The organism is Roseibium sp. M-1, assembly GCF_054515675.1.
Genome location: NZ_CM137257.1, coordinates 2,545,715 through 2,569,625, shown reverse-complemented (window position 1 = coordinate 2,569,625; position 23,911 = coordinate 2,545,715). Strand labels below are relative to the sequence as shown.

The window sequence follows — 23,911 nt, the reverse complement described above, 5'->3', positions numbered from 1 at the left end:
CAGTCACGTCATCAACACGACGCCTGTCAGGAGCGCCACCAGCAGCAGAACCACGACCGCGATCCTCCATACGGTCCCGTTTTTTGATGTGGGCGGAACAATGGATTCCATCTCTTGGTCGGTATGGGCCTCCTGGGCGATCTCCCGGTTGATCCGGTCAGGGTTCACATAGGGCTCCGTCATGGTCTGATTCGTGCCGTGTGCCATTTTCAACTCCTTGTGGCTGTCACAAGGAAAACCGATTGCGGGCGGTTGGGTTCCGTGGGGGACTTCTTTTCCGGGCAAGGAGGCAGGTTGCGGCGTAAGTGAATTTTAAGTTGAGGAAAATATCCTTCGCCCAGTTTGATTGTAGAGGCGACCGGTATGCGGCAGCAGCACACCTTCGGCAGACGGGGACAGGCTGTCGATCGTCAGCAGATGTCTCCGGTCAGGCGTTCGCCGGCGGATCCGGTCAGCCAGCCGAAATCGTTTCACCAGGAGCTGGACGACTACGAAGATGCGGTTTTGACGAGGTTCGTGGCCACCCGTCCCTGGCCGGCCTGTGCTGCCGTTGCCATTGTTCTTCTGAGCTTCGGGTCATCACTGATCTTGTTTGCCGACAGGGGTTTGCCACCGTTCGGCCTCTTCCCCGTCATGCTCATCGTCGGGTATGTCATGTATCTGCAATTCAAGGGAATGCAGGCAAACCTGAACAACAAGGAAGAACGCGACAAGCGTGCCGTCAGCGCGAAATATCCGCTGGTTCCCATTTTCAGCATGATCGCGGGTCTCGTCTATTTCATGGTGACGAAAGAGCAGAGCCTTTCCGACATCGCCGCCTATGACTGGGAGAGCGCTTTCACGGGCCCGGTCGACATCGAGGCGCCTCCGGCACTCCCCGTCGAACTGGTGGAGAAAATCGGCAGCTTCGGAGGTGCCGGTCTGTTTCTGGCATATCTGCTTTACCGCGCCCGCAAGCATTTCAGCGGCGAAGTCTGAACCTCACTGCGCAACGGGTGGCCCGGTCAGATAAAGTTATCGTCAGTCTGTTCCGCCGCAGGTTTACCGTAGACCATTCCGATCTCTCCTAGAGGTACTCTTCGCATCTGACCGGCGACACGCCAGGGCTGAAAGATCCAAGGCTTGCGCGGATCCTGTGTTTTTCTCTAAACTTATACTGGTATCTGCAGGTGGGGTCGATTTTTGGTCGAACCTTGCCGGGTGACTGAGGCCCTGCCTCCATTGGCTGAGTTCTTCATGTCACCGATTTCCGGGAGAGAGCGAGGAGGGGCAGATGGTTCGGCAAGATGTGGCAAGTTTGGAACCGGGTTGGAACGAAACGCTTCTGAACTATGCGCTGGCAATGCGGGAACTGGACAAGATGCCGGTAGACGATCGCAACAGTTGGCGGTTCCTTGGTGCAATACACGGCTGCGATCCCGCGGGGTGGGAACAGGTCAGGATCGTCGCGGACCGCAACGACATTCCCGCCGAGCTGGTCGGTCCGTCCCGGACCTATGGACGCCAGTGCCAGCATCAGAGCTGGTTCTTTCTTCCATGGCATCGCGGGTACCTGGCATCGTTCGAGGCTATCGTCGCGGCAAAGGTCAAGGAACTTGCGGGGTCGGACTGGGCATTGCCCTATTGGAACTACCTCGATGACGGCAATCCGGATGCACGCAAGGTACCGGACGCCTTCCTGCTCGAAAAACTGCCTGACGGGTCCGACAATCCGTTGCTGAAGTATCGCGTGTTTTCTGAAGTCACGGAACTCCCGGCACCTCAAGCCGGGCGGTTCAGCCTCGAAGCAATGGAGGAAAACGACTTCCTTGTTGGCGGTGACGGCTCGATCGGCTACGGCGGCGGGATAACGGCGAACTTCTCGCATTTCTTCGGCCGTACGGGAGACCTTGAACTGAACCCGCACAATGTCGTGCACGGCGATATCGGCGGGCTCATGGGAAATCCGAACTACGCCGCGCTCGACCCGATTTTCTGGCTGCACCATTGCAACATCGACCGCCTGTGGGAGGCGTGGATGCAAACGCCCGGAAAAACGATGGTGCACGATCCAAGGTGGCTAGACGGGCCCACCGACCGCCGCTTCGTCGTCCCGAATGTGGGAGGAACCGACCCGGGCATCACCTTCACCGGCCGCGATACCTTGCAAGGCGGGACACTTCATCCACACTATGACGATCTCACGAAAGGCACAGGCGTAACACCCGGAGGTGTGGGCGTGGCACGTGTAAGCATGGGACCTGCGAACCAGCAGACGGTTGAACCGATTGGTGACAACAAGGCAAGGATCCGCGTGGGACAGGCGCCTCAGTCGGACCTGATTTCGCTCCAGCGCACAGCTTCCCTGGAAGCGGTCAGAACCATGGGCGTCTCTGAAGCGGGGCAGAAAACCAGCCGGCTCTACCTTGCCCTGGAAGGTGTACGCGGAGATGCGCCTTCGCCGAGCATCGCGGTTTATGTCGGTGTGACGGGGGCTGAAGGCGCTGCGGACCATCCGGACCGGCGTGCCGCGGAGCTCACGCTTTTCGGCTTGAATGTCGCGAGCGATCCCGATGACACGCATGCAGGCAACGGTTTGACCTTCTCCGTTGATATCACGGACGTTGCCAACCGGCTGAAAGAGGAGGGGCTGTTCGCCAGCGACACCCTGCCTGTCACCATCTTGCCGGTGAATGACGTGAGCGAGGATCGGCCGGTGACGATCGAGCGTCTCGTCGTTTACCGGCGTTCGGGAACCGTTCAATAGGCAGCACCGGCATGGCCCGAGGTTCCATCAGACCGGTTTCCGCCTGGCGCGGGGTGACGGTCGTCAGTTTTATCGGATTTATTATATCCGCCTGGTTTGCCGGGTCGGCAACCCTGCCGGCCTTGTGTTCGGGGCAGGGGGCTCTCGGCCCGTTTCTGCGCGATCCTTCCGGCGTTCTTCAATATTACCTGGCCACCACATCGCCGCTTCTGCTCGTCGCCGAGTGGCTCGTGATGCTGGCGGCAATGATGTCGCTGCTGCTGACGGCGCCGATTACGCATGTCCGGCGGTCCAGCGCTCCGGCAAGACGCTGGCGGGCAACGGCGATTTTCTGTCTTGGCTACGGCGCTGTCTGGACTGCCTCGGCTTCGGTCCTGATTTGTGCGGCTCTTGCCGTCAACGCCGCCTTTGACGGGGCACTGGCTGTCCTGTTTGCCGTTTCGCTGGCTCTGCTTTGGAGTGCCTGCCCGCTGCATCGCCTGGCTCTGAACCGGTCGCACCGGTTCGGGCGTATCGGCTTGCGCGGCTTCGCGGCAGACCGGGATTGCCTGCGTTTCGGGGGCGTGCATGCTGCCTATTGCATTGCCAGTTGCTGGGCCTGGATGCTGGTGCCCTTGAGCGCGGGGGACTGGCATTTCGTTGCAATGGTGTTTGTCACCGCAGTGCTCCTGACGGAGCGCCTGACACCTGGCACCCCGCCGCGCTGGCAAGTGCCCCCAGCTTTCAGCCCGCGCAAATGGGCCAATTGCTGGGCGATATTCCGGACTGGGGTTCAATATGGCTAGGCGTGTGTGTCTTTCCATCGGTGTTGCGACCGTTCAACCGCCTCGGGATCAGGCATTGCGGTTCGGGTATCTCGACGGGGCCATTCCCGCGGCCGAAGCGATCGGCAACTGGGCACTGCAATCCGGCTTTGGCGCGGAAAACGTGCGTGTCGTGACCGATGAACAGGGGGACGTCACGGAGGCCCGCGTCTCGACCGTTGTGGACGAACTTTTTCCGCAAGGCGCGGAAGAAGTCGATCACATGATCCTGAGCTTTGTCGGTCACGGTCTTACCGACGCGCATGTCGGGTCCATGTCGTGGCTGTTCTCCGATGCGAGCAAAGCCCGTTACAGGATACATGCGGCTTCCTTTTACGAAGAGCTGCTGCGCAAGGGCATGCAGCGTCTCACTGTGCTCGCCGATGCCTGCCGCGAAGCACCGAAGGATCTCGATCTGATGCGTTACGAAGCCCATCGCGGCATCACCGTGGACGGGACGAAGGCGAAATTTCCAAAGGTCGACAGGCTGGCCTGCTGCCAGGATGGTCAACTGGGCTTCATGGTCAAGAACCCGAGATCCGCCGCCAGGGGTAAATGCATCTTTTCCGGCGTCATCGCGGACGTGCTCTGGGGCCTGGAACCCGATGCAATCACCAATGGGCGGATAACCGTCGCAAGGTTTGCAAGTTATGTGCGCTCGCGAACGGCGGAGCGGGCTGAGTCCTACCGCCTGGCGCTGACGCCCGATTGCTTCGTCGATCCGGACGAGGCGGTCGTCTACGATGCCGCCAGCCCGCCGGAAGGAGACCCGTCGCTGCAGCCCTGGCCCTCGGAAACCGAGGTGACCGTCATGTCGGCCGACGTCCTCGAGGACGTCAAGACAGTTGCGGAAGCGGCTTTCGAGAACCTGCAGAAAAAACCGGCGTCGTTCGGCAAGAGCGTGTTTCCCTTCAGTGTTGAACTCCCCGGTCTGACGCAGCGCGTGCCTTTGCCAAAAAGCAATCGCAGGATCCTTGAGGATCTGGTCGTTCTGCACGAACCGAAAGGAAGCGACGGAGCAAAGAAGCTTACGCAGTCGCAAAGGGACACGGAGATCCGCCAGCGCCTGGAAAAGCTGGAAGCGAATGTTGTCGGCGGGGCAAGGCTGAACATCGCGGCGAGGCTGCAACGGCGTCTGAAATCACTTGAAAAAAGCGGAATTCCTCCGGCGAACCTGCATGTCCTCGGCAAGATCGAGCGCATCTGGGCGCGGGGCGAGATGCCGGTGGTGGACAGCACTCCGATCCGGAAGAGTTTTCGCCTGGAGGCCGATGCCGAAGGCTTCCCGATTATGATCGAATTTGCCGACGGCAGCTTTGCTCCCGTTGTGCCTTATCCGAAATGCACAGCGGTTGCCGCCCGCGACGATGGCGGTGAGATCTTTCAAGTGTTCGGTTCGTTCAGACCCGGACGGCCATCCGGTCCCGACCCGTCGTTCAGACATTCGGCGCAACTGGTTGCGCGTTACGCGGCAGGCAAACTCGGACCGGACAACATTCAGGATATCGCGGCCACCCTGCGTCACGGAAAACACGAGGACCCGATCCTGGGAGTCTTGTGCGCCTATCTTTATCAGGCCGTCGCGGATATCGATTCCATCCGGCGCATGGCGTTCTACTACGCCGATGCGAAGCAACCCGTCCCCTTCGACATCGCAATGTTAGGGGATATGCCTGTTGCGAGAAACGCGGGCGGCAGTCTTGAAGTGCGGATACCGGAAGTGCCTGGACGGCCGGATGCGGCGCGAAAATTTCCCCGTTATGTCACACGGGATACGCCGGAAGCCGCCGCTCCCGTTGGCGGGCGATGCCCGTGGCTTGGTCTCGGCTGGGACTATGTCGGCCTTGTCCGGAACAATGCTTTGCCGCTTGTCGAGGAACTCATGCCTCTGAAAGCCGACATCTCCCGCAACGGCTTTACCCTCTTCCCCAGGGCGACCGGACATACGCTGGCCGAAGCCTGGAGCCTGTCGCCACATCTTCCCGGGTAGAGCCGGGATGCTTGGGCTTATCGAATGCAACCTTTGGCCGTCCAAGAGCTATTGGAAAGCCCGGCTTCTTTCAGACAAAACGGGAAAAGCGCCAAACAAAAGGGCGGCCTTGAGGCCGCCCTTTCCGTAAAGCTTGTGAGCTTTGGGCTTCTTAGAAGCCCATGTCGCCCCCGTGCCGCAAAGCGGCACAAATCGCAAAAAGTGGGCGGCAACAAAAAAGGCGGCCCGAGAGCCGCCCTTTCCGTAAAGCTTGTGAGCTTTGTGCTTCTTAGAAGCCCATGTCGCCACTGAACCCGCCGTAGCGGGTTCAGCATTTAAAGTGATGGTCGACTCTATGGGCTTCTTAGAAGCCCATGTCGCCCATGCCACCCATGCCGCCGCCCGGCATTGCCGGAGCTTCGCGCTTCGGCAGCTCGGCAACCATGGCTTCGGTGGTGATCAAGAGACCGGCGACCGAAGCTGCGTCCTGCAAGGCAGTACGGACAACCTTGGTCGGGTCGATGATGCCGGCTTCGATCATGTTGACGAACTGCTCGGTCTGAGCGTTGAAGCCGAAGGTCGGGTCGTTGTTTTCCTGGATCTTACCGACGACGATGGAGCCTTCGACACCAGCGTTTTCAGCGATCTGACGGATCGGAGCTTCCAGAGCGCGCAGGACGATCTTGATGCCGGCCGAGATGTCGGCATTGTCGGAAACCAGGGCTTCGACGGCCTTCTTGGCGCGCAGCAGGGCAACGCCGCCACCCGGAACGATGCCTTCTTCGACAGCAGCGCGGGTTGCGTTCAGAGCGTCGTCGACGCGGTCCTTCTTTTCCTTCACTTCGATTTCGGTCGCACCGCCGACGCGGATGACAGCAACGCCGCCTGCGAGCTTGGCAAGACGCTCCTGGAGCTTCTCACGGTCGTAATCGGAAGTGGTTTCTTCGATCTGGGCCTTGATCTGGGAAACGCGGCCGTTGATGTCGTCCTTGGAACCGGCACCATCGACGATGGTGGTGTTTTCCTTGGTGATGGACACCTTCTCGGCAGTGCCGAGCATGTCGAGGGTCACGTTCTCGAGCTTGATGCCGAGGTCTTCGGAGATCACGGTGCCGCCGGTCAGGATGGCGATGTCTTCCAGCATTGCCTTGCGGCGGTCGCCGAAGCCCGGAGCCTTGACGGCAGCGATCTTGAGGCCGCCACGCAGCTTGTTGACGACGAGCGTTGCGAGAGCTTCGCCTTCGACGTCTTCAGCAATGATGAGGAGCGGGCGGGAAGACTGAACGACAGCTTCCAGGATCGGCAGCATGGCCTGCAGGTTGGAGAGCTTCTTCTCGTGCAGCAGGATGTACGGCTTTTCCAGGTCAGCCATCATCTTGTCGGCATTGGTGACGAAGTACGGGGACAGGTAGCCGCGGTCGAACTGCATGCCTTCGACGACTTCGAGTTCGGTCTCGAGGGACTTGGCTTCCTCGACCGTGATCACGCCTTCGTTGCCGACTTTCTGCATGGCTTCGGCAATGTCCTTGCCGACCTGCTCGTCGCCGTTGGCGGAGATGGTGCCGACCTGTGCCACTTCAGCGGAGGTGGTGATGGTCTTGGAGGCAGCGGTCAGGGCCTTGACGGCTTCGGCAGAGGCCAGATCAACGCCGCGCTTCAGGTCCATCGGGTTCATGCCGGCGGCAACAGCCTTGGCGCCTTCCCGAACGATGGCCTGGGCCAGAACGGTTGCGGTGGTGGTGCCGTCACCAGCGATGTCGTTGGTCTTGGAAGCCACTTCGCGCACCATCTGGGCGCCCATGTTTTCGAACTTGTCTTCGAGTTCGATTTCCTTGGCAACGGAGACACCGTCCTTGGTGATGCGCGGTGCGCCGAAGGCCTTGTCGAGAACGACGTTGCGGCCTTTCGGGCCGAGGGTCACCTTGACGGCGTTAGCGAGGATGTCCACGCCGCGCAGCATGCGCTCGCGGGCGTCGGAGGAGAATTTTACTTCTTTAGCAGCCATGTGATCGTCTCACTTTGTACTGGAATTTGAATGAAATCAGGAGCGGTTCGCTATCTTTAAGCGATCACGCCCATGATGTCGGATTCCTTCATGATCAGGAGGTCTTCACCGTCGATCTTGACTTCGGTGCCGGACCACTTGCCGAACAGAACGCGGTCGCCGGCCTTGACGTCGAGCGGGATCAGCTCGCCGCTGTCCTTGCGGGCACCGGTGCCGACAGCGATGATTTCGCCTTCCTGCGGCTTTTCCTTGGCGGTGTCCGGGATGATGATGCCGCCAGCGGTCTTTGCTTCAGAGTCTACGCGGCGAACGACAACACGGTCGTGCAGTGGACGAAATGCCATAACACTGTTTCCTCTCATGAGCGCGCCCCACGCTATTTGGCAGCGCGCGAGACATGATCATTGGGTTGATCTGCACGGGAGGGCGGACCTCCCGTCACGAATTAGCACTCCCTAACGGCGAGTGCTAACAGCGCCATGGATTTATGTAGGTCGGTGCGGCTTGTCAATGCTTTGTGACGAGAATTTAATCAGAACGCCGCAGGGACAGGCGCTGCCTTTTGCCGGCACCGCAAAAGGGAGCCAGGCCTTAGTTGGTGCCGGATACCGTGAAGGGCAAGGTGAAGGCTGCCTGGCTGCCGCCGTTTTCGTCAGCGAAGCGGGTCTCAAGGGTGTAGCTACCGGACGGCAGGCCGCTGAACTGGAAGGTCAGCGCGGCGGACAGTTCACGCTGTTTCGCACGGCCGTTGCCGGAGAACGTGGCGAAATTGTCCTGTTCGGCGAGGACCTGGCCGGAGGCATTGAGCAGCTTGTAGCTTGCGGTCAATGCATAGCCGAAACCGCCGGCGCTTTCCTTGAAACCGTATCCGACCGGTTCCGCGTAAACCGACAGCGCCTCGCCATCGGCAAAGACCGCATCGCCGCGCGGCGTGTATTGGCCGTAGCCGGTGCTGGTGCCCTGGGTGAAGGTCGCGGTCGTGAAGGCGAGACCCGAAGAGGCCCAGGCCTGGTCATAGGCGGCAAGGGCGCTGGTGAAGGTTTCCGGCGGGCTGGTAAGCGTGGATCCCTGTTGCGCCAGTGCAAGGGTACTTCCCGCGCACAGACCGGTTGCAATCAGGACAGCGGACAGCATCCGCTTCGAAACACGACTTCCAGCCACCATTATCTCTTCCCCGCCCGCCGTTAAATCTTGTCGTTTTCAGCGATTTTGCCGATATAGACCGACTTTTGTGATTAAACAAGACAATGCGTGCAGCGCGGTAAACGCCGGATCAGCCTGGCTCAGACAGTTTATCCGCGAAAACAGAGAACCGGATCCCGGTTAAACGGGTCTGGAAATTTGATCCCCGAAGGTTTCCGTCCCCGGACTACATGCTGCGGGACGACCAGGACTGGCGCTTGCGGTAGATGGTCGACGGGCTGATCTCCAATGCCGCTGCGGCCATGGCTATATTGCCGTCGAAAGCATCGAGCGCGTCCTCGATGATCCGCCGTTCCTGCGCCCACAAAGGCTCGATCGTGCCGAAGGGACGGCTGGGGGGCGCTGCGCGCGAACGCTCCCGGGATAGGTCGATCACAGCGTTCGGGCGGCTGCTCTGATCGCGGATGACCAGTGGCAGCATGTCGTAAGTGACGGCGGCACCGTCGTTCATGACCACCATCTGGCGGATGGTGTTCTCCAACTGGCGCACGTTGCCGGGCCAGGGATAGGAGACGATACGCGCTTCCGCATCGGCGTCGAAGCCCTTGAAGCCCCGCCGTTCCTCGGTGGAGTAGCGCAGCAGGAACGCTTCCGCCAGCGGCAGGATGTCGTCGCGGCGCTCGCGCAGGGGCGGCAGGTGGATCGGCAGCACGTGCAGCCGGTAATAAAGATCTTCACGGAACCGCCCGGCCGAGATTTCGGCAACCGGATTGCGGTTGGTGGCGCAGATAATGCGCGCATCCACCTTGCGGCTGTGATTGTCGCCAAGCCGCTGGAAAGTGCCGGTCTGCAGAAAACGCAGCAGCTTGGATTGCAGCAGCAGGTCCATTTCGCCGATTTCATCCAGGAACAGCGTACCGCCATCGGCTTGTTCCGCGGCGCCGATCCGGTTGTCGGCAGCGCCGGTGAAAGCGCCGCGGACATAACCGAAGATTTCGCTCTCGATGAGATCGCGCGGTATGGCGGCGCAGTTCAGCGTCACGAAGCGGGCGGTCTTGCGGTCGGAAAGTTCATGCACGGCACTCGCGCACAATTCCTTGCCGGTGCCGGATTCGCCGGTGATGAAGACAGGAGCCTGGGAGGGCGCCATGCGGGCAATCTGGTCGTGAATGTCCCGCATCTGCGGCGATATGCCAACGAGCCGGTTCGGCGCCGTGGTCTCGGAGCGCGCTGCCGCGGGTCTGGTCGCCGGGGCTGCGGTTTCGTGGACGTGCGCCGTCTCAACCGTCTCCGGTACCATCTGGGCCGGCCGGCGCTGTTCCAGCTGGAACGCGATCTTCGAGGCAAGGGCGTCGAGTGAAAACGGCTTGGTCAGGAAATCGTGGGCCCCTGCGCGCATGGCGCTGACCGCCCGGCTGACCGACCCTCGCGCCGAAACGGCCATGATGACCGCCTTGGGACACCGCACCGCATAGGCTTCAAGCGCATCGTCCCCACCAATCGTTTCCAGATCGATGATCAGGATGTCGGTGGTCTTGTCCGCCAGGTCCTGCAGGCAGGAAGAGGATTCCGTATAAAGGATGGGGTCCGTGCAGGCGTGGGACAGTTTGGCACAAACCGCCGATGTGCGGGCGGCTTCTGAAGCCGAAGCGTCCAATACGCGAACTATCACAGGCAATTCTTTGCCCCCATTACTCCCCATTGCTGGGCAACTCCCATCGCTCGAACCGGGTCATTCGAATATCGAAAGATTCGTCAATTTGATAATTCTCCGAACAGGGTAAACAAAGCGTTGTCACACGCCGCAAAATGCAGTGAGAAGCTCGATTTGCACCGGCAAGTGGCATAAACCCTGGGTTTATGCACACCGTACCGGTGCAGGAGGCGGGGCGTTCGGTTTAGTGGGAGGCCGCGAAATAACCGGCGAAGAAGCAAACAGCGCCGACCGCAAGGGTGAGCCCCAGCGAAATCCGCCGGCTGGAAAGACGCTTCAAAAGGCCGGAGACATCCTGGATGGCGGCGGGGCCGGCATCAGGCATATGTTCGATGGCAACTGATGGGGCTCTTTTGCGGGAAGGCATGTCCGCAGCACTTTTTGCGAGAGTTCCGCAATCCCGCTCCGGCGAGGCCGTTCGTGGCGAGTTGGAAGCCGTCTCCTCCACCAGACCGTCCTCGACAATCGTCCTTCCTCCATCAAAGGCGGACAGTTCGTCGGTTACCCTGGCCTCTGGCAGACCAGACCCGGCCAGATGGAAGGCGGGGGCGTAGCTGCCTTTCGGGATGGCGATAAGGACAGGTTCACTGACACCGGACCCGGCGTAGTATTTGTCCAGCCGCCGGCGCAAACGGGCGGCCTCCACCCGCACGATCGGGTCGGTGACCGGGTTGAAGTCGTCCGGCCGTCCAAGGGCTTCGACGGCGATTGTATAGCCCTTGATCTTTTCCTGCTCGCTGTTCAGCGTGGCTTGCACCACGAAACGGAGAAAGGCGCGCAGCTGGGGTGCTGACTGGAATTCAGGGCTCTTCAAGGCTTTGGCAAGGGCTGACCGAACGTCTTCTGCGCTCGGTGTCTCAACGCCCGCTTTGTTACCACCGGCTTGCGCCTGGGTTTGCCGCCTTTTAGGCGAACGGTGCGTATCGCGATGATCCGGCCGTGCGTCCCCTGCGTCGTCGCGGGGAAAACGCGGTATCGTTTGTCCGGCTGCCTGCATACCAGCCCCCATCAATAAACGTATTCATAAATGAAGCCACGACACGGTTGCCCTTACGTAAATTTAGCGGAAGAGCGACCGAAGTCAAAGGTCAAACGGGCAAAGCCGGGTATGGGGGAACGCGCTGGTGCGTCTTCCATTTGCCGCAACACGATGCCTAACTGGAGCGGCAGATGGCCAGATATCGATGACTGGCCTACCATAGTCGGGGACAAGTCACGGATTCCACGTGGTAAAGCGGCTTGCGGATTCGGTGGCGCTTGTTTCTTAAGGCATGATTAACCGGTAACTTTTGATTCGAGTCGGAACTTTCGAACGCCATGGGCCGGACAGGGACCATATTTGTAGCAGTTTGCATGGCCGTGATCGCGCTGTCCTCAGCGACGGTGCTGGTCTTCCAGTTCGGCCGCCCGTTTGGCGAAGCCGTTTCCCTGTCGCTCGCCCTTATGTGCACCATGATCCTGATCCACCTCTTGATCGGCCGGGCCCGTGATCGCAGCGCCGTCGGCGAAGCGGTCGACCGGCTGGAAGAGCGCATGGCGGATCTGGACGAGGATGTCGGCAATCTGGAGGGACGGCTGACGGGCATGGAACATACCATGCCGCGCCGGACCCGCGCGGAAATCGACCCTCTCTTTGCCGAAGTGGAAGTACTGGGCACCCTGGTCAAGCAGATGGCCGAGGCGATGTCCGACCTGGAAACCCGCGTCGAGGACCAGCAGGCGATTGCACCGCCGCCGACGGTTCCCAGCCTGCCGCGCTACCAGCCGCAGGCGCAGCAGCCCTATCCGGGCGAGCGTCAACCGGCCTATCCCGCACCGCAGAACTGGCCTCCGGTTCAACCGGCGCCTGTCGTCCAGGCTCCGGTGCATCAGGCGCCCCAGCCGCCGGCATCCTTTTCTGCCGAGATTCCGCCGCAGCGCCGCGACATGGCCGAGCTTGATCGCCGCTACGGCGTCCATACACCCCGCCGCGGCGAAGAACCGTCCCATGTGCGCGATCCTCACCGGGCACCGGTGTCCGAACGCGACTTCGATTTCGACGCGCAGGAACATGCCGGTGCCTATCCGGCGGAGCGTCCTGTCATGGCACCGGAACGGCCAAAGCCGAACATGGCCATGCGCGAGCTGATCACGTCCGCGCTCAATGCCAACCGGGTGGAATTGCACCTGCAGCCCATTGTCACCCTGCCGCAGCGCCAGGTGAAGTACTACGAGGCCTTTACGCGGCTGAGGGACACGAGCGGCAACCTGATCGATGCCAAGTCCTTCCTGCCGGAAGCCCTGTTGTCCGGACAGATTGCCCGGATCGACAACCTGTTGCTGTTTCGCTCGATCCAGGTCGTACGCAGGCTGACGTCGCGCAATCGCAACGCCATCCTTTTCTGCAACATTTCCTCCCAGTCGCTGACCGACGAAACCTTCTTCCCGGGCTTCATGGAATTCGTGAAGTCGAACCGGGATCTGGCAGATGTGCTGGTGTTTGAATTCTCGCAAGCAGACATCGCGGAAATGGGCGGCATGGAGCTGGAAGGCCTCAGTGCACTTCACGAGGCCGGCTTCCGCTTCTCGGTCGACCAGATCGACGACATGAAGATGGATTTCAACTCGCTGGCGGGCCGCGGCTTCAAGTACGGCAAGCTGCATGCCGATTACCTCATCGGCCGCCGCGAAGCCAAGCACGGCCACATCCACCCGTCCGATTTCGGCGACCTGCTCCATCGTTACGGCATGCAGCTGATTACCGATCACGTGGAAACGGAATCTCAGGTGCTGGAATTGCTGGACTACGACGTCAAGCTGGCCCAGGGCAACCTGTTCTCCCCACCGCGCCCGGTGCGCGCGGAAGTCCTCCAGGGTGCTCCGGCACCGGGGCCCAGACGTTCGGCAGCGGCTCAGTAAAGGTATTTTGGCGTCAAGCTGGTGACTGGCGGGAGTACGGCCACGAAAACCCGCGAGCTACCCAGAGGACTGCCCAGAGTAGTTCCTTCAACAAGCCAATCGTTTCGCTGCCGCGCGTCCCGAACACGTGCTTTGTTTCCAATGCGCGGATTTTCTCCGCCGTGAGCTTGTCAGGCACTTGGTGTAACCCCGCACAAGCGAAGCGCAGATCCGCGGCCTGCTCGCAACGCAACGTGTCGAAGCAGTCGAAAGACGCCGGTTCGAAGTCGCAAGTCTCACAAGCTTCTCTGGAAATGAGTAGGCCCCGGGTCTCCCTTTGGTCGCCCGGGGGACACATGTGTAAAGCTGGGGTGTCCGTTATGACACGGAGCATGCAGCGGCATAGAGAGGCAGATGCCTTCTGTCTGCCTACCCCTGCTTCGGCCCCACGGTAATAACGGTCGGTTCCTTGTCCGCCAAAAGGCGCCTGGCGACCCGTTTGACATCTTCCAGCGTCACGGCTTCGACTTCGCTGTTGCGGCGTTCGAAATAATCGATGCCGAGATCCGTGTTCTGCAGCGCGACAAGCTGCCGGGCGATCTTGCCGGAACTGTCGAAACGCAGCGGATAGGAGCCGGTGATATATTGTTTGGCGGACTGGAGTTCCGCCTCGCTCGGCCCCTCGTCGGCCATGCGTTTCAATTGATCCAGCATGACGGTGACGGTTTCATCGGCCCTGTCTGCCTTGGTGGCGGCGGAAGCAAGCAGCAGTCCGGTCCGCTCATAGGGCGACAGCGACGTGTCGGCGCCGTAGGAAAGGCCGCGCTTTTCGCGGACTTCCCTGTACATCCAGGACGTGAACGTGCCGCCGCCCAGAATGTGGTTCATCACATAGGCTGCCTGGTAGTCGGGATCCTCACGCTTGAGGCCCGGAAGCCCGAGCAGGATCGTCGTCTGCGGAACGGCGAGCTCCCGGTTGACAAGTGTGCCGTACGCCGGATCAAGCTCCGGCACCGAGACGAGGTCGGCCTTGGCCGGCAGCGGGGCGAAAACCTTGTCGAGCAATGCCGCCAGCTGGTCAGGCGATATCGCGCCGACGACGCCGATCGTCAGGCCGTCGCGCGCCAGCAGCTTCTTGTGCTGGCTGGCAAGGTCGGCCTGAGTGAGGGTGCCGAGCGATTCCACGGAACCGAGTGTCGGGCGCGCATAGGGGTGATCGCCGAACATGGCTTCGGCAAGTGCACGGCCGGCGATGGCATCCGGGTCACTCTCGTTGCGCTTTGCGCTTTGTGAGAGCTGGGCTTTCATGCGCTCGACCGGTGCTTCATCGAAGCGCGGCGCGTTGAGAGCAAGTGCCAGAAGGTCCCCGGTTTCCTGCAGCGTCGGCGTCAGCGTCCGGGCACTGCCGTAGAAGCGGTCCTTGCCGGTACTGAAGCTGATGCTGATGGCAAGTTCCTCCTGCCGGGCCTGGAAGACCTCGGAGGTCATGTCTCCGGCGCCTTCATCGAGGGTCGCGGCCAAAAGCCGCGTCAGACCCTCCTTGCCGGCGGGATCCTGTGTAGAGCCGCCTTCAAAGGCGAAATCCATCGCGACGACCGGCACCGTATGATCTTCCACCAGCCAGGCCTCGACGCCCTTCGGGCTCGTGACCTTCTGGATTTCAACGGCATTGGCCAGTTGCGACAGGCCAATCAGGGCAACGAGTGCGAAGACGAGAACGGCTACGGTTGCCCGCAGGGCTGACTTGACGGCCATCATCAGGACTTGTCCTCTATCTGGGATGCACCGGTTGCGGGCGTTTCAGTCCGGGCCGCATCGGGCAGCGAAGGGGGCTCCATGCGCAATTCACCGGTGACGGGCAGGCCGGTCAGGTAGGCGCGGGCCGCATCAAGCACGTCCTCGGGCGTGACGGCGGCGACCTGTGCCGGCCAGGTCTGCACATCCTCGATCGTCTGGCCGCTGGCAAGAGCGCCGCCGAAGAGGCGCGCAAGGCCGGACTGGTTGTCCTGGGCATAGATGGCGCTGGCGACCATGCTGTTGCGGGCTCTTTCAACTTCCTCCTCGCTGACGCCTGTCTCCAGCAGTTTCTTCAGCTCATCGGCGATCAGGCGCTCGACCTCCTCTAGGCTGTGACCGGGGCGCGGCGCCGCGTACACGCCGAAGCGGCCGTCATCCAGGGCACTGCCCGAATAGTAGGCCCCGGCACTGAGCGCGGCTTCCTTGTCGAGGACCAGCGCCTTGTGCAGCCGGCTGGAAGGGCCTTCGCCGAGGATATAGGACAGGATATCGAGCGCTTCCGGAGTGCGGCCGCTGCCCGTCGTCTGGCTCGGCACGATCCAGGTCTGCGAGATGGATTCCTGACGGACCCGCGGGTCGGAAACGGCAACGCGCCGTTCGCCGGCAAGTGGCGGCTCTGCCGGACGAAGGCGCGCAGGCGGTTCTGCCCGCCGCGGCACCTTGCCGTAAGTCTCTTCCGCAAGCTTGCGGACGGTTGCCACATCGACATCGCCGGCAATCACGACGATCGCGTTGTTGGGCGTATAGAAACGGTCGTAAAAGGCGATCGCCGCATCCTTGTTGAGCGCCTCGATCTCGCTCTGCCAGCCGATTACCGGCGAGCCATAGGGATGGTTGACGAAGAGGACCGCCGTCAGCGCCTCGCGCAGGCGTGAGCCCGGCTCGCTGTCGACGCGCATCCGCCGTTCCTCCAGAACCACGTCGCGTTCCGGAGCAACGACGGCATCGGTGAGGATCAGGTTCTGCATCCGGTCGGCTTCCAGCGTCATCATCAGCGGCAGATGTTCCTTGGCGACCTTCTGGAAATAGGCTGTGTAATCCGTGCTGGTGAAGGCGTTTTCCTGGCCGCCCCTGTCTGCGACCATCTTGGAGAAAGCGCCGTCCGGGTTTTCGGTCGTGCCCTTGAACATCAGGTGTTCCAGGAAATGCGCAACGCCCGACTGGCCCTCCGGCTCGTCGGCGGATCCAACCTTGTACCAGATCATGTGGGTGACGACCGGCGCCCGCCGGTCGGGGATGACAACCACTTGCAGCCCGTTGTCCAGAATGAAGCTCTCAAGGTTCGGAGCAATCACCAGAGAGCCTTCTGCTGCACTCCTGGCCAGGTTCGCAACGGGCGCGGTTGCCGGAGTTGCCAAGGCGCCGTCGCTGAAAAGAAGCACCGGCACAAGCGCCAGGCAAAGCGGCCGGGTCACGTGGAAACGGGGAAATCGAAGACGCCGGCTAAGTGAGGGGGGCACGTGCAACTCCTGTCTTGTCTCTTCAGCCAACAGGCCTGCGGATTGTGTCATCAATATAGGCGCCGGCCGCTCAAGGTCCCGTTACATTTTTGTCATCGGCGGAAATCCACCGGAAACTGGGGGCAGCCGTCCGGACCCGAGGCAATGGATGCCTCAGTGTCAGTCCACGTGCGCCGTTATCAGGCCGGGTAAGCGCGGAGTGGAATGGAAGCCGCCAAACAAAACGGACGGCGAGCCTGAAGACTGCCGTCCGGTTGAATTGATCTGTTGCAGACTAAGACGAGTACGGCCTCAGTTGCAGTATTGCTGTTCGCCTTCCAGGCAACGCGGATCGAGCGGCTTGGCGGTATATTCGTCGTGATTGGAAGGCTTCTTTTTCTTCTTCACGACTTCCGGCATCGGCGCATCGGGCGAAGGTGTGCTGTAGTCGGTGGGCGGCTCGGTCAGGTAGCGGCGCGAAGCAAGGCCGCTCTGGTCGAGGCCGGCCTGCTGCGCACGCAGCTGCTGCAGCTTTTCCCATTCCTTGCGTTGTTCTTCGCGTGTCAGGAGGCCACCTTCGGTGATCTCGTTGTCGCGGCGCTCCGCTTCCAGATTGCGGCCCTGGCCGGTCACGCCGGTAATCTTGAAACCGCGCATCTGTTCGGGCGTCAGCGGCTCCTGGTTCATGCTGCCGGACTTGCCCGATCCTGCATAGATCTGACGGAGTTCGGTCAGCTGTTCGTTTTCTTTCTGCTGCGGCCAGTCGGGGGAATTGGTGCCAGCGACATTCGTCTCCGGTTCCGGAAGTTTCGCCGTCTCGGCGGGCATGGCAAGAGGAGCGCGGGGCTTGTAGTCGATCGGCTTTTCATTGGGATCAACGGCGCCAAGGCCCTTCATCACGGAATTGACCAGGGCAACGTCCGGCGCCTGGGTCGTCCCGTCTGCGGCCTCGCACGCGGCCAGACCGGCGATTACCGCCAGCACCGCAAGATTCTTTACCAACCCAACTACCGTCCGCACGCGCAGACCTCTCGATATCTCTTTCAAATCAGCCGGCAGCTGTGCGCCAACTATAAAGTCTGTCCAGCGTTAAACCGCTATTTTACGGCTGAATTAGGACCATTTCGGAAACTGTCATACAGGAGACCGGCGACACCCGCAACGATCCACACATCTGCCAGGTTGAAGACGTACCAGGAGAAGGACCCGACGTGGAAGTGCACGAAGTCGACGACGGCGCCAAAGACGATCCGGTCGATGCCGTTGCCGACGGCTCCCCCGATCACGAGGGCGAGCGCAAGCGCCACCAGTTTCGTCCGGCAGCGCGCCGACAATATCCAGAGGCCAATGGTGACGGCGATCGTCACTCCGGCCAGGATCCAGCGGCCAAGATCGCCATCCTGCTGGAAGAGCCCGTAGGAAATGCCCCGGTTCCACACCAGCACGATTTCAAGGAAGGGCAACAGGTCGACGGGACCATTTTCGGCAAGCTTGAAACCGTAGACCAGCCAGAGCTTCGTGGCCTGGTCGAGCACCAGCCCGATAAGGGCGACCGTGAAGACGAACGCGCTGAAGCGGCCCCAGAAAAGGGGCTGCTTCGCTGAGGCTGCATCGGGCGTGCCGGTCATCGTTCCACCGCTGTCCTTACGCCGCAACGTGGGCCGCATCCCACTCGCGCAGGGCCGCGGCATCGCGCAGGGTCACGTCCGGATAGTCCGGGTCGGTGCCGACTTCCGGCAGGATCTTCCAGGACCGGGCGCATTTGGTGCCTTCAGCCAGCGCCGGCACCACGGCAACGCCCCTGGTGTCGTCCAGCGTGAAGGCTCCGGCCGGTGCCGGTTCGGTGGAAAGCGTCAGCTGGCTGGTGATGGCGATATCGGCCATGTCCTTGCCCTTCAGCGCCTCCATCAGTTCCGGATCGGTGACATGCACCACCGGATGGGCTTCCAGCGAAGAGCCGATCCGCTTTTCGCGGCGCTCGATTTCCAGCGCACCGGTGATGACCCGGCGCACGGTCTTGATCTTCGCCCACTTGGCCGCCAGCGCATCGTCGCGCCACTCGGCCGGAACTGAAGGGAACTGCTCCAGATGGACGCAGGCGCCTTCGCCGTAGCGGGAGGTCCAGCTCTCGTCCATGGTGAAGGGCAGCATCGGCGCCATCCAGGTGACGAGACAGTTGAACAGCTTGTCGATCACGTAGAGCGAAGCCTTGCGGCGGGTGGACGACGCCGCGTCGCAGTAAAGCGCGTCCTTGCGGATGTCGAAATAGAAGGCCGACAGTTCCACCGTCATGAAGGTGAAGAGCTGGTGGGTGACCTTCTTGTAGTCGAACTCCCAATAGGCTTCGCGGACCATGGCGTCGAGTTCGGCCAGCCGGTGCAGCATCAGCCGCTCCAGTTCCGGCATGTCGGCCAGCGCGACCTCCTCGCCGGTGGCATGGGCCAGTGAGCCCAGCATCCAGCGCAGGGTGTTGCGCAGCTTGCGGTAGCTGTCGACGCTGGTCTTGATGATTTCCGGCCCGAGGCGCTGGTCTTCCCAATAGTCGGTGGAAGCCACCCACAGGCGCAGGATATCGGCGCCGTACTGCTTGATGACGTCCTGCGGGAACACCTGGTTGCCGAGGGACTTCGACATCTTGCGGCCGTCCTCGGCCATGGTGAAGCCGTGGGTCAGCACCGCGTCATAGGGCGCGTGACCGCGCGTGCCGCAACTTTCCAGGAGCGAGGAATGGAACCAGCCGCGATGCTGGTCCGAACCTTCCAGGTAAAGCACGTAGTCCTTGCCACCGTCCTTCTTGCGCTTCGGCGCAAGATCGCCGCGCTTTTCCAGGACGAAGGCGTGGGTGGAACCACTGTCGAACCAGACGTCCAGGATGTCGGTGACCATGTCCCAGTCGCCTGCCTTGTAGTCGTTTCCGAGGAAGCGTTCCTTGGCGCCGGCCTCGTACCAGGCATCCGCGCCTTCGGCGAGGAAGGCATCATAGATGCGGGCGTTGACGGCTTCGTCCTTCAGGACTTCGGCCGTTTCTTTATGGATAAAGACTGTGATCGGCACACCCCAGGCGCGCTGGCGCGACAGCACCCAGTCCGGACGGTTCTCGATCATGGAGCGCAGCCGGTTCTGGCCGCCGCCCGGTACGAAGCGGGTCTCGTCGATGGCATTCAGCGCGCGCGTGCGCAGCGTGTCGCCTTCGCCGTCCAGCTGCTTGTCCATATAGACGAACCACTGCGGCGTGTTGCGGAAGATCACCGGCTTCTTGGAGCGCCAGGAATGCGGATAGGAATGCTTCAGCCGGCCGAGGCCGATCAGGTTGCCGCTTTCCTTCAGCTTCTCGATGACGGCCTTGTTGGCCTTGCCCTTCTCGCCCTTGTGGGTGATGACTTCGCAGCCTTCGAAACCAGGTGCGTCCTTGGTGTAGAAGCCGTCATCGGCGACCGTGAACGGGATCGCGGTGTTGATGCCGCGCGCTTCCAGTTCGGCGCGTCTGTCCATCCAGATCTCGAAGTCATCCGTACCGTGGCCGGGAGCCGTGTGCACGAAACCGGTGCCTGCATCGTCGGTGACATGATCGCCGTCGAGTAGCGGCACGTCGAACTCGTAGCCGCCAAGACCAAGCTCTGCCAGCGGATGGGCACAGGTGAGCGTCGCCAGCTCGTCGTTGCTGACGGCGCGCACACGAACGAAATCGGTGATGCGGGCGTTCTTGAACACTTCGTCCGCCAGCGCATCGGCCAGGATCAGCTTGTCGCCCTGCTGCACCCAGTTGTCGTCCGGCAGGCCGTCCTGGGTCACCTCATAGAGGCTGTAGGCGATGCGCGAGGAATAGCTGATGGCGCGGTTGCCCGGGATGGTCCAGGGCGTGGTCGTCCAGATGACGACGGCAGCGTCCAGCAATTCGTCAACGGCCGCTTCGTCGCTGCCGCCGGCGCTTTCCACCGGGAACTTCACCCAGATCATGTCGGACTGGTAGTCCTGGTATTCGATCTCGGCTTCGGCAAGGGCAGTCTTTTCGACGACCGACCACATCACCGGCTTGGAGCCGCGATAAAGCTGGCCGGACATGGCGAACTTCATCAGTTCGTTTGCGATCACCGCCTCGCTTTCGAAGCGCATGGTCAGATACGGGTTGTCCCAGTCGCCCTCGATGCCGAGGCGCTTGAACTCCTTGCGCTGGACGTCGATCCAGTGTTCGGCGAAGTCGCGGCATTCCTTGCGGAATTCGTTGATCGGCACCTCGTCCTTGTTCTTGCCCTTGGCGCGGTACTGTTCCTCGATCTTCCATTCGATCGGCAGGCCGTGGCAGTCCCAGCCGGGCACGTAGTTGCTCTCAAAGCCCATCATCTGCATGGAGCGGGTGACGATGTCCTTCAGCGTCTTGTTGAGCGCGTGGCCGATATGGATGTTGCCGTTGGCGTAGGGAGGACCGTCGTGGAGCACGAACTTGTCGCGGCCCTTGCCCTGCTCGCGCAGCTTTCTGTAGACGTCCAGCTGCTGCCAGCGGGCCAGGATTTCCGGCTCTTTCTGGGGCAGGCCGGCGCGCATCGGAAATTCGGTCTGCGGCAGATTCAGCGTTTCGGAATAGTCGCGTTTAACTGTCTCGGTCATCGTCAAGTCGATCCGGTCGTTCGGGCGTGTCGCCCGCAGGTCAATGTCGGGTGATTACCTGCCCGTTTCCGGGCGGCAACATGAAAACTGGAAGAACCCGGTCCCTGGCGCCGCGTTGCCGCGTCAGCCGAAGGCCGGGCACCTAATTCGCGCTATCGCGGTCACCGGCAGGGCGATGACGATCAGTGCCTCGTGTTGCATGGCAAGGGACATAGCAGCACTTCGCCGATGAATAAAGATGTTCCGGACAATCCGTCGTGGTTTGCTTGCCGAAAGAGCCGGCAACTTCTGAAAACGGCGAAGGAGTAACCGAATATGAATGTCTCTCGGTCATCTAGTGGAGCGAATTTGACATTTGAGTCCCGCTCGCGGCTAGGCTGATGCTCAAATGTCAAATTCAAAAGCTCCACTAGAATCATATATTTATCTAGTGGTTCTTATGATTCTGACATTTGCTCCAGCGCTAGCAGCAGGGGGATGCAAATGTCAGAATCGAACCACTAGGGACCGGGACACTTGGTTCTAAAGACGGGATGAACGGCACGTATGGCTCTTGACGCAAAACTCTCCGCCGGGCCGGAGCAGCCTGCAGGGCTGTGGCACCGGGGCGTCGTTTCCGGCGACTGGCTCTCCTGGGACCGGGTCGGCTTTGCCTGCCTATGCTCGGCCATCGGCCTGACGCTGGGCCTCATCTGGATGCTCATGGTCCCGAATACCTATGGCGCGCCCAATGGCACGCTGCTGATGGATTACCTGAGCTTCTGGCTCTCCGGCGGCGAGGCGCTCAAGGGCACGCCGGAGCTTGCTTTTATCCCGGCGGAATTCGCGGCGATCCAGAAGAACTTCACCGGATCTGACACGGTCTTCGGCTTCTTCTATCCGCCAACCTTCCAGATGCTGCAGATGCCGTTTGCGCTGCTGCCCTACAAGATCGCCTTTGCAGCCTTCATTGTCTTGACCACAGGGCTCTTGTTGCTCGCCTGCCGGCTGATCACCGACAAATGGATGCTGGCGGCCTGCCTGATCCTCATTCCGGCCTGCGCCAACAATGCCTTTCACGGTCAGAACGCGACCCTGACGGCGGCGCTCTACGGTCTCTTCCTGGTCGGTATCGAGCGCAACCGCATGGTTCTGGCCGGCATTGCGCTCGGGCTCCTGACCATCAAGCCGCAACTCGGCATCCTGGCGCCGGTGGCGCTAATCGCCAGCCTCAACTGGCGGACTTTCCTCAGCGCTTCCGTCACGACGCTTGTCTTCGCGGGCCTCAGTGCCGCGGTGCTCGGGATTGGTGTCTGGCAGGTGTTCTGGCAGCAGGCGCCGGTTGCCGCAGCCATGATGGAGCTTGGCGGCGTCGAGTGGGGCAAGATGATCTCGGTCTATGGTGCGGGCAGGGTCCTGGGGCTTGCCCATCTGCCCTCCATGGTGCTGCAGGCAGGTGTCGGCATCGGTGCTGCCGCCTGCGTCTGGATGACCTGGCGCAGGTCGCAGGACATGGCGGTGCGTGCGCCCGTCCTTGTTGGCGGCGCCTTGCTTGTGACACCTTTCGCGCTGTCCTACGATCTGACGCTGATGGTCGTGCCCTGCGCCTTCCTGATCCGCGAAGGGCTCAGGAACGGCTTTCTGCCTTACGAGAAATTCGCGCTCTTTCTGGTGATCGGCCTGTCGGCCTCCACCAGTCCGTTCGCAGTCTGGCTGCAGTTGCCGATTGCTCCGCTTCTGCCCCTGCTGCTCATCTGGATGGGACTGCGCCGGATTTCCGCAGACGCAACACCCGCCACTGTCTCAGCCTGAGGCAGCCTGTTTCAGCTTTCGTTCGCGGTGGGTGATATAGAGCCCGCTGGCGACGATCAGCGACATGCCGGCCCAGGTCGGGCCGTCGGGAAAATCGGCAAAGACCAGATAGCCGAAGAGCGTCGCGCTGACGATTTCCAGATATTGCAGCGGCGCCAGCATGCTGGCACTGCCGCGCTGGAAGGCGGAGACCACGAGACCATGCCCGGCAAAGGAAATCAGCCCGATCAGCGCCAGCAGGCCGGACTGGGACAAATCCGGCATCTGGAATTCCATGCCTTCGATACCGGCAAGCCGGCCGATGACCAGTCCCAATCCCAGAAGCAGCGTGCCGGAAAGGCCGGCACTGAACTGGATCGTCAGCAGGTCGTCACGCACCGGATAGAGCCGGTTGATGATGAGGTAGAACGAGAACAGGATCGCGGTCACCACCGGTAGCAGGCTGACCAGACCGATCTCCGCCAGCGTCGGTCGCAGCACGATGACGGTTCCCACGAGCCCGACCAGGATGGCACCGATCCGGCGCGGTCCGACCTGTTCCTTGAGCAGCACCGCCGCCAGCACGGTCAGAACCATCGGCTCGATGAAGAAGATCGAGATTGCCGTGGCAACGGACATGTATTTCACGGACGTGAAGAAACACAGCGACGCAGTTCCAAGCAGAATGCCGCGCAGGTAATTGACGACCGGTTGCTGCCCCCTCAGCCGTGAAATCCGTCCCGTGACGACTGCAATGCCGAGGCTGATCAGAAGCTGGAAGAAAAAGCGGCCGAAGGTGATTTCGATCGGCGGCAGCGTGGCGGACAGGTATTTGGCGGTAATGTCCATGACCGGCAGCAGAAACATGGCCGAGGACATCAGAAGGATCGCTGTGAGCGGGTTCTGGTCGTCGGACCCGGCAGTCGGCGAGGGCGAAAGACGCTTCATCGTTGAGGAACCTCAGGAGCGCCTTTCGAAGGTCGAAAACCGCATCCGCGCAAGAAACCAGGCACCGGGACCAGAAGAATTGCCCCGGAGAAAAT

Annotated in this window: 18 protein-coding genes; 6 read left to right on the top strand and 12 right to left on the bottom strand. The window is 61.3% G+C overall.

Translation table 11 applies throughout. The annotated features are described in order from the left end of the window. Nucleotides 1–3: 3 nt before the first annotated feature. A complete protein-coding gene (locus ACX3M4_RS11595; RefSeq protein WP_459358735.1) occupies nucleotides 4–207 on the bottom strand; it encodes a hypothetical protein in 204 nt (67 codons plus the stop codon). Nucleotides 208–363: 156 nt separating this feature from the next. Here ACX3M4_RS11595 and ACX3M4_RS11590 point away from each other — a divergent pair, with 156 nt between their 5' ends. The 4 genes from ACX3M4_RS11590 to ACX3M4_RS11575 all read left to right on the top strand — a co-directional run bounded on the left by ACX3M4_RS11590 (nucleotide 364) and on the right by ACX3M4_RS11575 (nucleotide 5,539). Next, entirely contained in the window at nucleotides 364–978 is a 615-nt protein-coding gene (locus ACX3M4_RS11590) for a hypothetical protein (protein WP_459358734.1), read from the top strand. 295 nt (nucleotides 979–1,273) lie between these two features. Next, nucleotides 1,274–2,746: a tyrosinase family protein gene (locus ACX3M4_RS11585; RefSeq protein ID WP_459358733.1), complete on the top strand. Its 1,473-nt coding sequence runs from the start codon at nucleotides 1,274–1,276 to the stop codon at nucleotides 2,744–2,746. A gap of 11 nt (nucleotides 2,747–2,757) precedes the next feature. Further along, entirely contained in the window at nucleotides 2,758–3,531 is a 774-nt protein-coding gene (locus ACX3M4_RS11580; RefSeq protein ID WP_459358732.1) for a copper chaperone, read from the top strand. Beyond that, entirely contained in the window at nucleotides 3,524–5,539 is a 2,016-nt protein-coding gene (locus ACX3M4_RS11575) for a hypothetical protein (protein WP_459358731.1), read from the top strand. The genes ACX3M4_RS11580 and ACX3M4_RS11575 overlap by 8 nt, the downstream gene beginning before the upstream one ends. A 343-nt stretch (nucleotides 5,540–5,882) precedes the next feature. Here ACX3M4_RS11575 and groL read toward each other — a convergent pair whose 3' ends face one another. The 5 genes from groL to ACX3M4_RS11550 all read right to left on the bottom strand — a co-directional run bounded on the left by groL (nucleotide 5,883) and on the right by ACX3M4_RS11550 (nucleotide 11,194). Beyond that, entirely contained in the window at nucleotides 5,883–7,523 is a 1,641-nt protein-coding gene (groL, locus tag ACX3M4_RS11570; protein WP_459358730.1) for a chaperonin GroEL, read from the bottom strand. A 56-nt stretch (nucleotides 7,524–7,579) separates the two neighbouring features. Beyond that, entirely contained in the window at nucleotides 7,580–7,867 is a 288-nt protein-coding gene (gene groES, locus ACX3M4_RS11565; RefSeq protein WP_068407444.1) for a co-chaperone GroES, read from the bottom strand. 247 nt (nucleotides 7,868–8,114) lie between these two features. After that, nucleotides 8,115–8,687, bottom strand: coding sequence for a hypothetical protein (locus ACX3M4_RS11560; protein WP_459358729.1), 573 nt, complete (start codon nucleotides 8,685–8,687; stop codon nucleotides 8,115–8,117). Between the two features lie 205 nt (nucleotides 8,688–8,892). Further along, the gene (locus tag ACX3M4_RS11555; protein WP_459358728.1) at nucleotides 8,893–10,368 is read right to left on the bottom strand and encodes a sigma-54-dependent transcriptional regulator; all 1,476 of its coding nucleotides are present in this window, start codon (nucleotides 10,366–10,368) and stop codon (nucleotides 8,893–8,895) included. A gap of 196 nt (nucleotides 10,369–10,564) precedes the next feature. Further along, nucleotides 10,565–11,194, bottom strand: a complete 630-nt coding sequence (locus ACX3M4_RS11550; protein WP_459358727.1) for a hypothetical protein — start codon at nucleotides 11,192–11,194, stop codon at nucleotides 10,565–10,567. Between the two features lie 539 nt (nucleotides 11,195–11,733). On the opposite strand from ACX3M4_RS11550, the gene ACX3M4_RS11545 reads away from it, so the two are divergent. Then, nucleotides 11,734–13,278, top strand: coding sequence for an EAL domain-containing protein (locus ACX3M4_RS11545; protein ID WP_459358726.1), 1,545 nt, complete (start codon nucleotides 11,734–11,736; stop codon nucleotides 13,276–13,278). A 408-nt stretch (nucleotides 13,279–13,686) separates the two neighbouring features. Here ACX3M4_RS11545 and ACX3M4_RS11540 read toward each other — a convergent pair whose 3' ends face one another. The 5 genes from ACX3M4_RS11540 to ileS all read right to left on the bottom strand — a co-directional run bounded on the left by ACX3M4_RS11540 (nucleotide 13,687) and on the right by ileS (nucleotide 21,098). Beyond that, nucleotides 13,687–15,015, bottom strand: a complete 1,329-nt coding sequence (locus ACX3M4_RS11540; RefSeq protein ID WP_459358725.1) for a M16 family metallopeptidase — start codon at nucleotides 15,013–15,015, stop codon at nucleotides 13,687–13,689. Beyond that, nucleotides 15,015–16,469 (bottom strand): M16 family metallopeptidase, encoded by a 1,455-nt coding sequence (locus ACX3M4_RS11535; protein ID WP_459359414.1) that lies wholly within the window; start codon nucleotides 16,467–16,469, stop codon nucleotides 15,015–15,017. Before ACX3M4_RS11535 ends, ACX3M4_RS11540 begins: the two co-directional genes overlap by 1 nt. Nucleotides 16,470–16,805: 336 nt before the next feature. Continuing rightward, on the bottom strand, nucleotides 16,806–17,495 hold the full coding sequence (locus ACX3M4_RS11530; protein WP_459358724.1) for a hypothetical protein: 690 nt from the start codon (nucleotides 17,493–17,495) through the stop codon (nucleotides 16,806–16,808). A gap of 95 nt (nucleotides 17,496–17,590) precedes the next feature. Next, a complete protein-coding gene (lspA, locus tag ACX3M4_RS11525) occupies nucleotides 17,591–18,121 on the bottom strand; it encodes a signal peptidase II (protein WP_459358723.1) in 531 nt (176 codons plus the stop codon). Nucleotides 18,122–18,137: 16 nt separating this feature from the next. Further along, entirely contained in the window at nucleotides 18,138–21,098 is a 2,961-nt protein-coding gene (gene ileS / locus ACX3M4_RS11520; RefSeq protein ID WP_459358722.1) for an isoleucine--tRNA ligase, read from the bottom strand. 546 nt (nucleotides 21,099–21,644) lie between these two features. Here ileS and ACX3M4_RS11515 point away from each other — a divergent pair. Next, complete coding sequence (locus ACX3M4_RS11515; protein WP_459358721.1) at nucleotides 21,645–22,889, top strand: glycosyltransferase family 87 protein; 1,245 nt, start codon at nucleotides 21,645–21,647, stop codon at nucleotides 22,887–22,889. Here the strand turns inward: ACX3M4_RS11515 and ACX3M4_RS11510 are convergent. After that, a complete protein-coding gene (locus tag ACX3M4_RS11510) occupies nucleotides 22,881–23,816 on the bottom strand; it encodes a DMT family transporter (protein WP_459358720.1) in 936 nt (311 codons plus the stop codon). The genes ACX3M4_RS11515 and ACX3M4_RS11510 overlap by 9 nt on opposite strands. Nucleotides 23,817–23,911 lie beyond the last annotated feature (95 nt).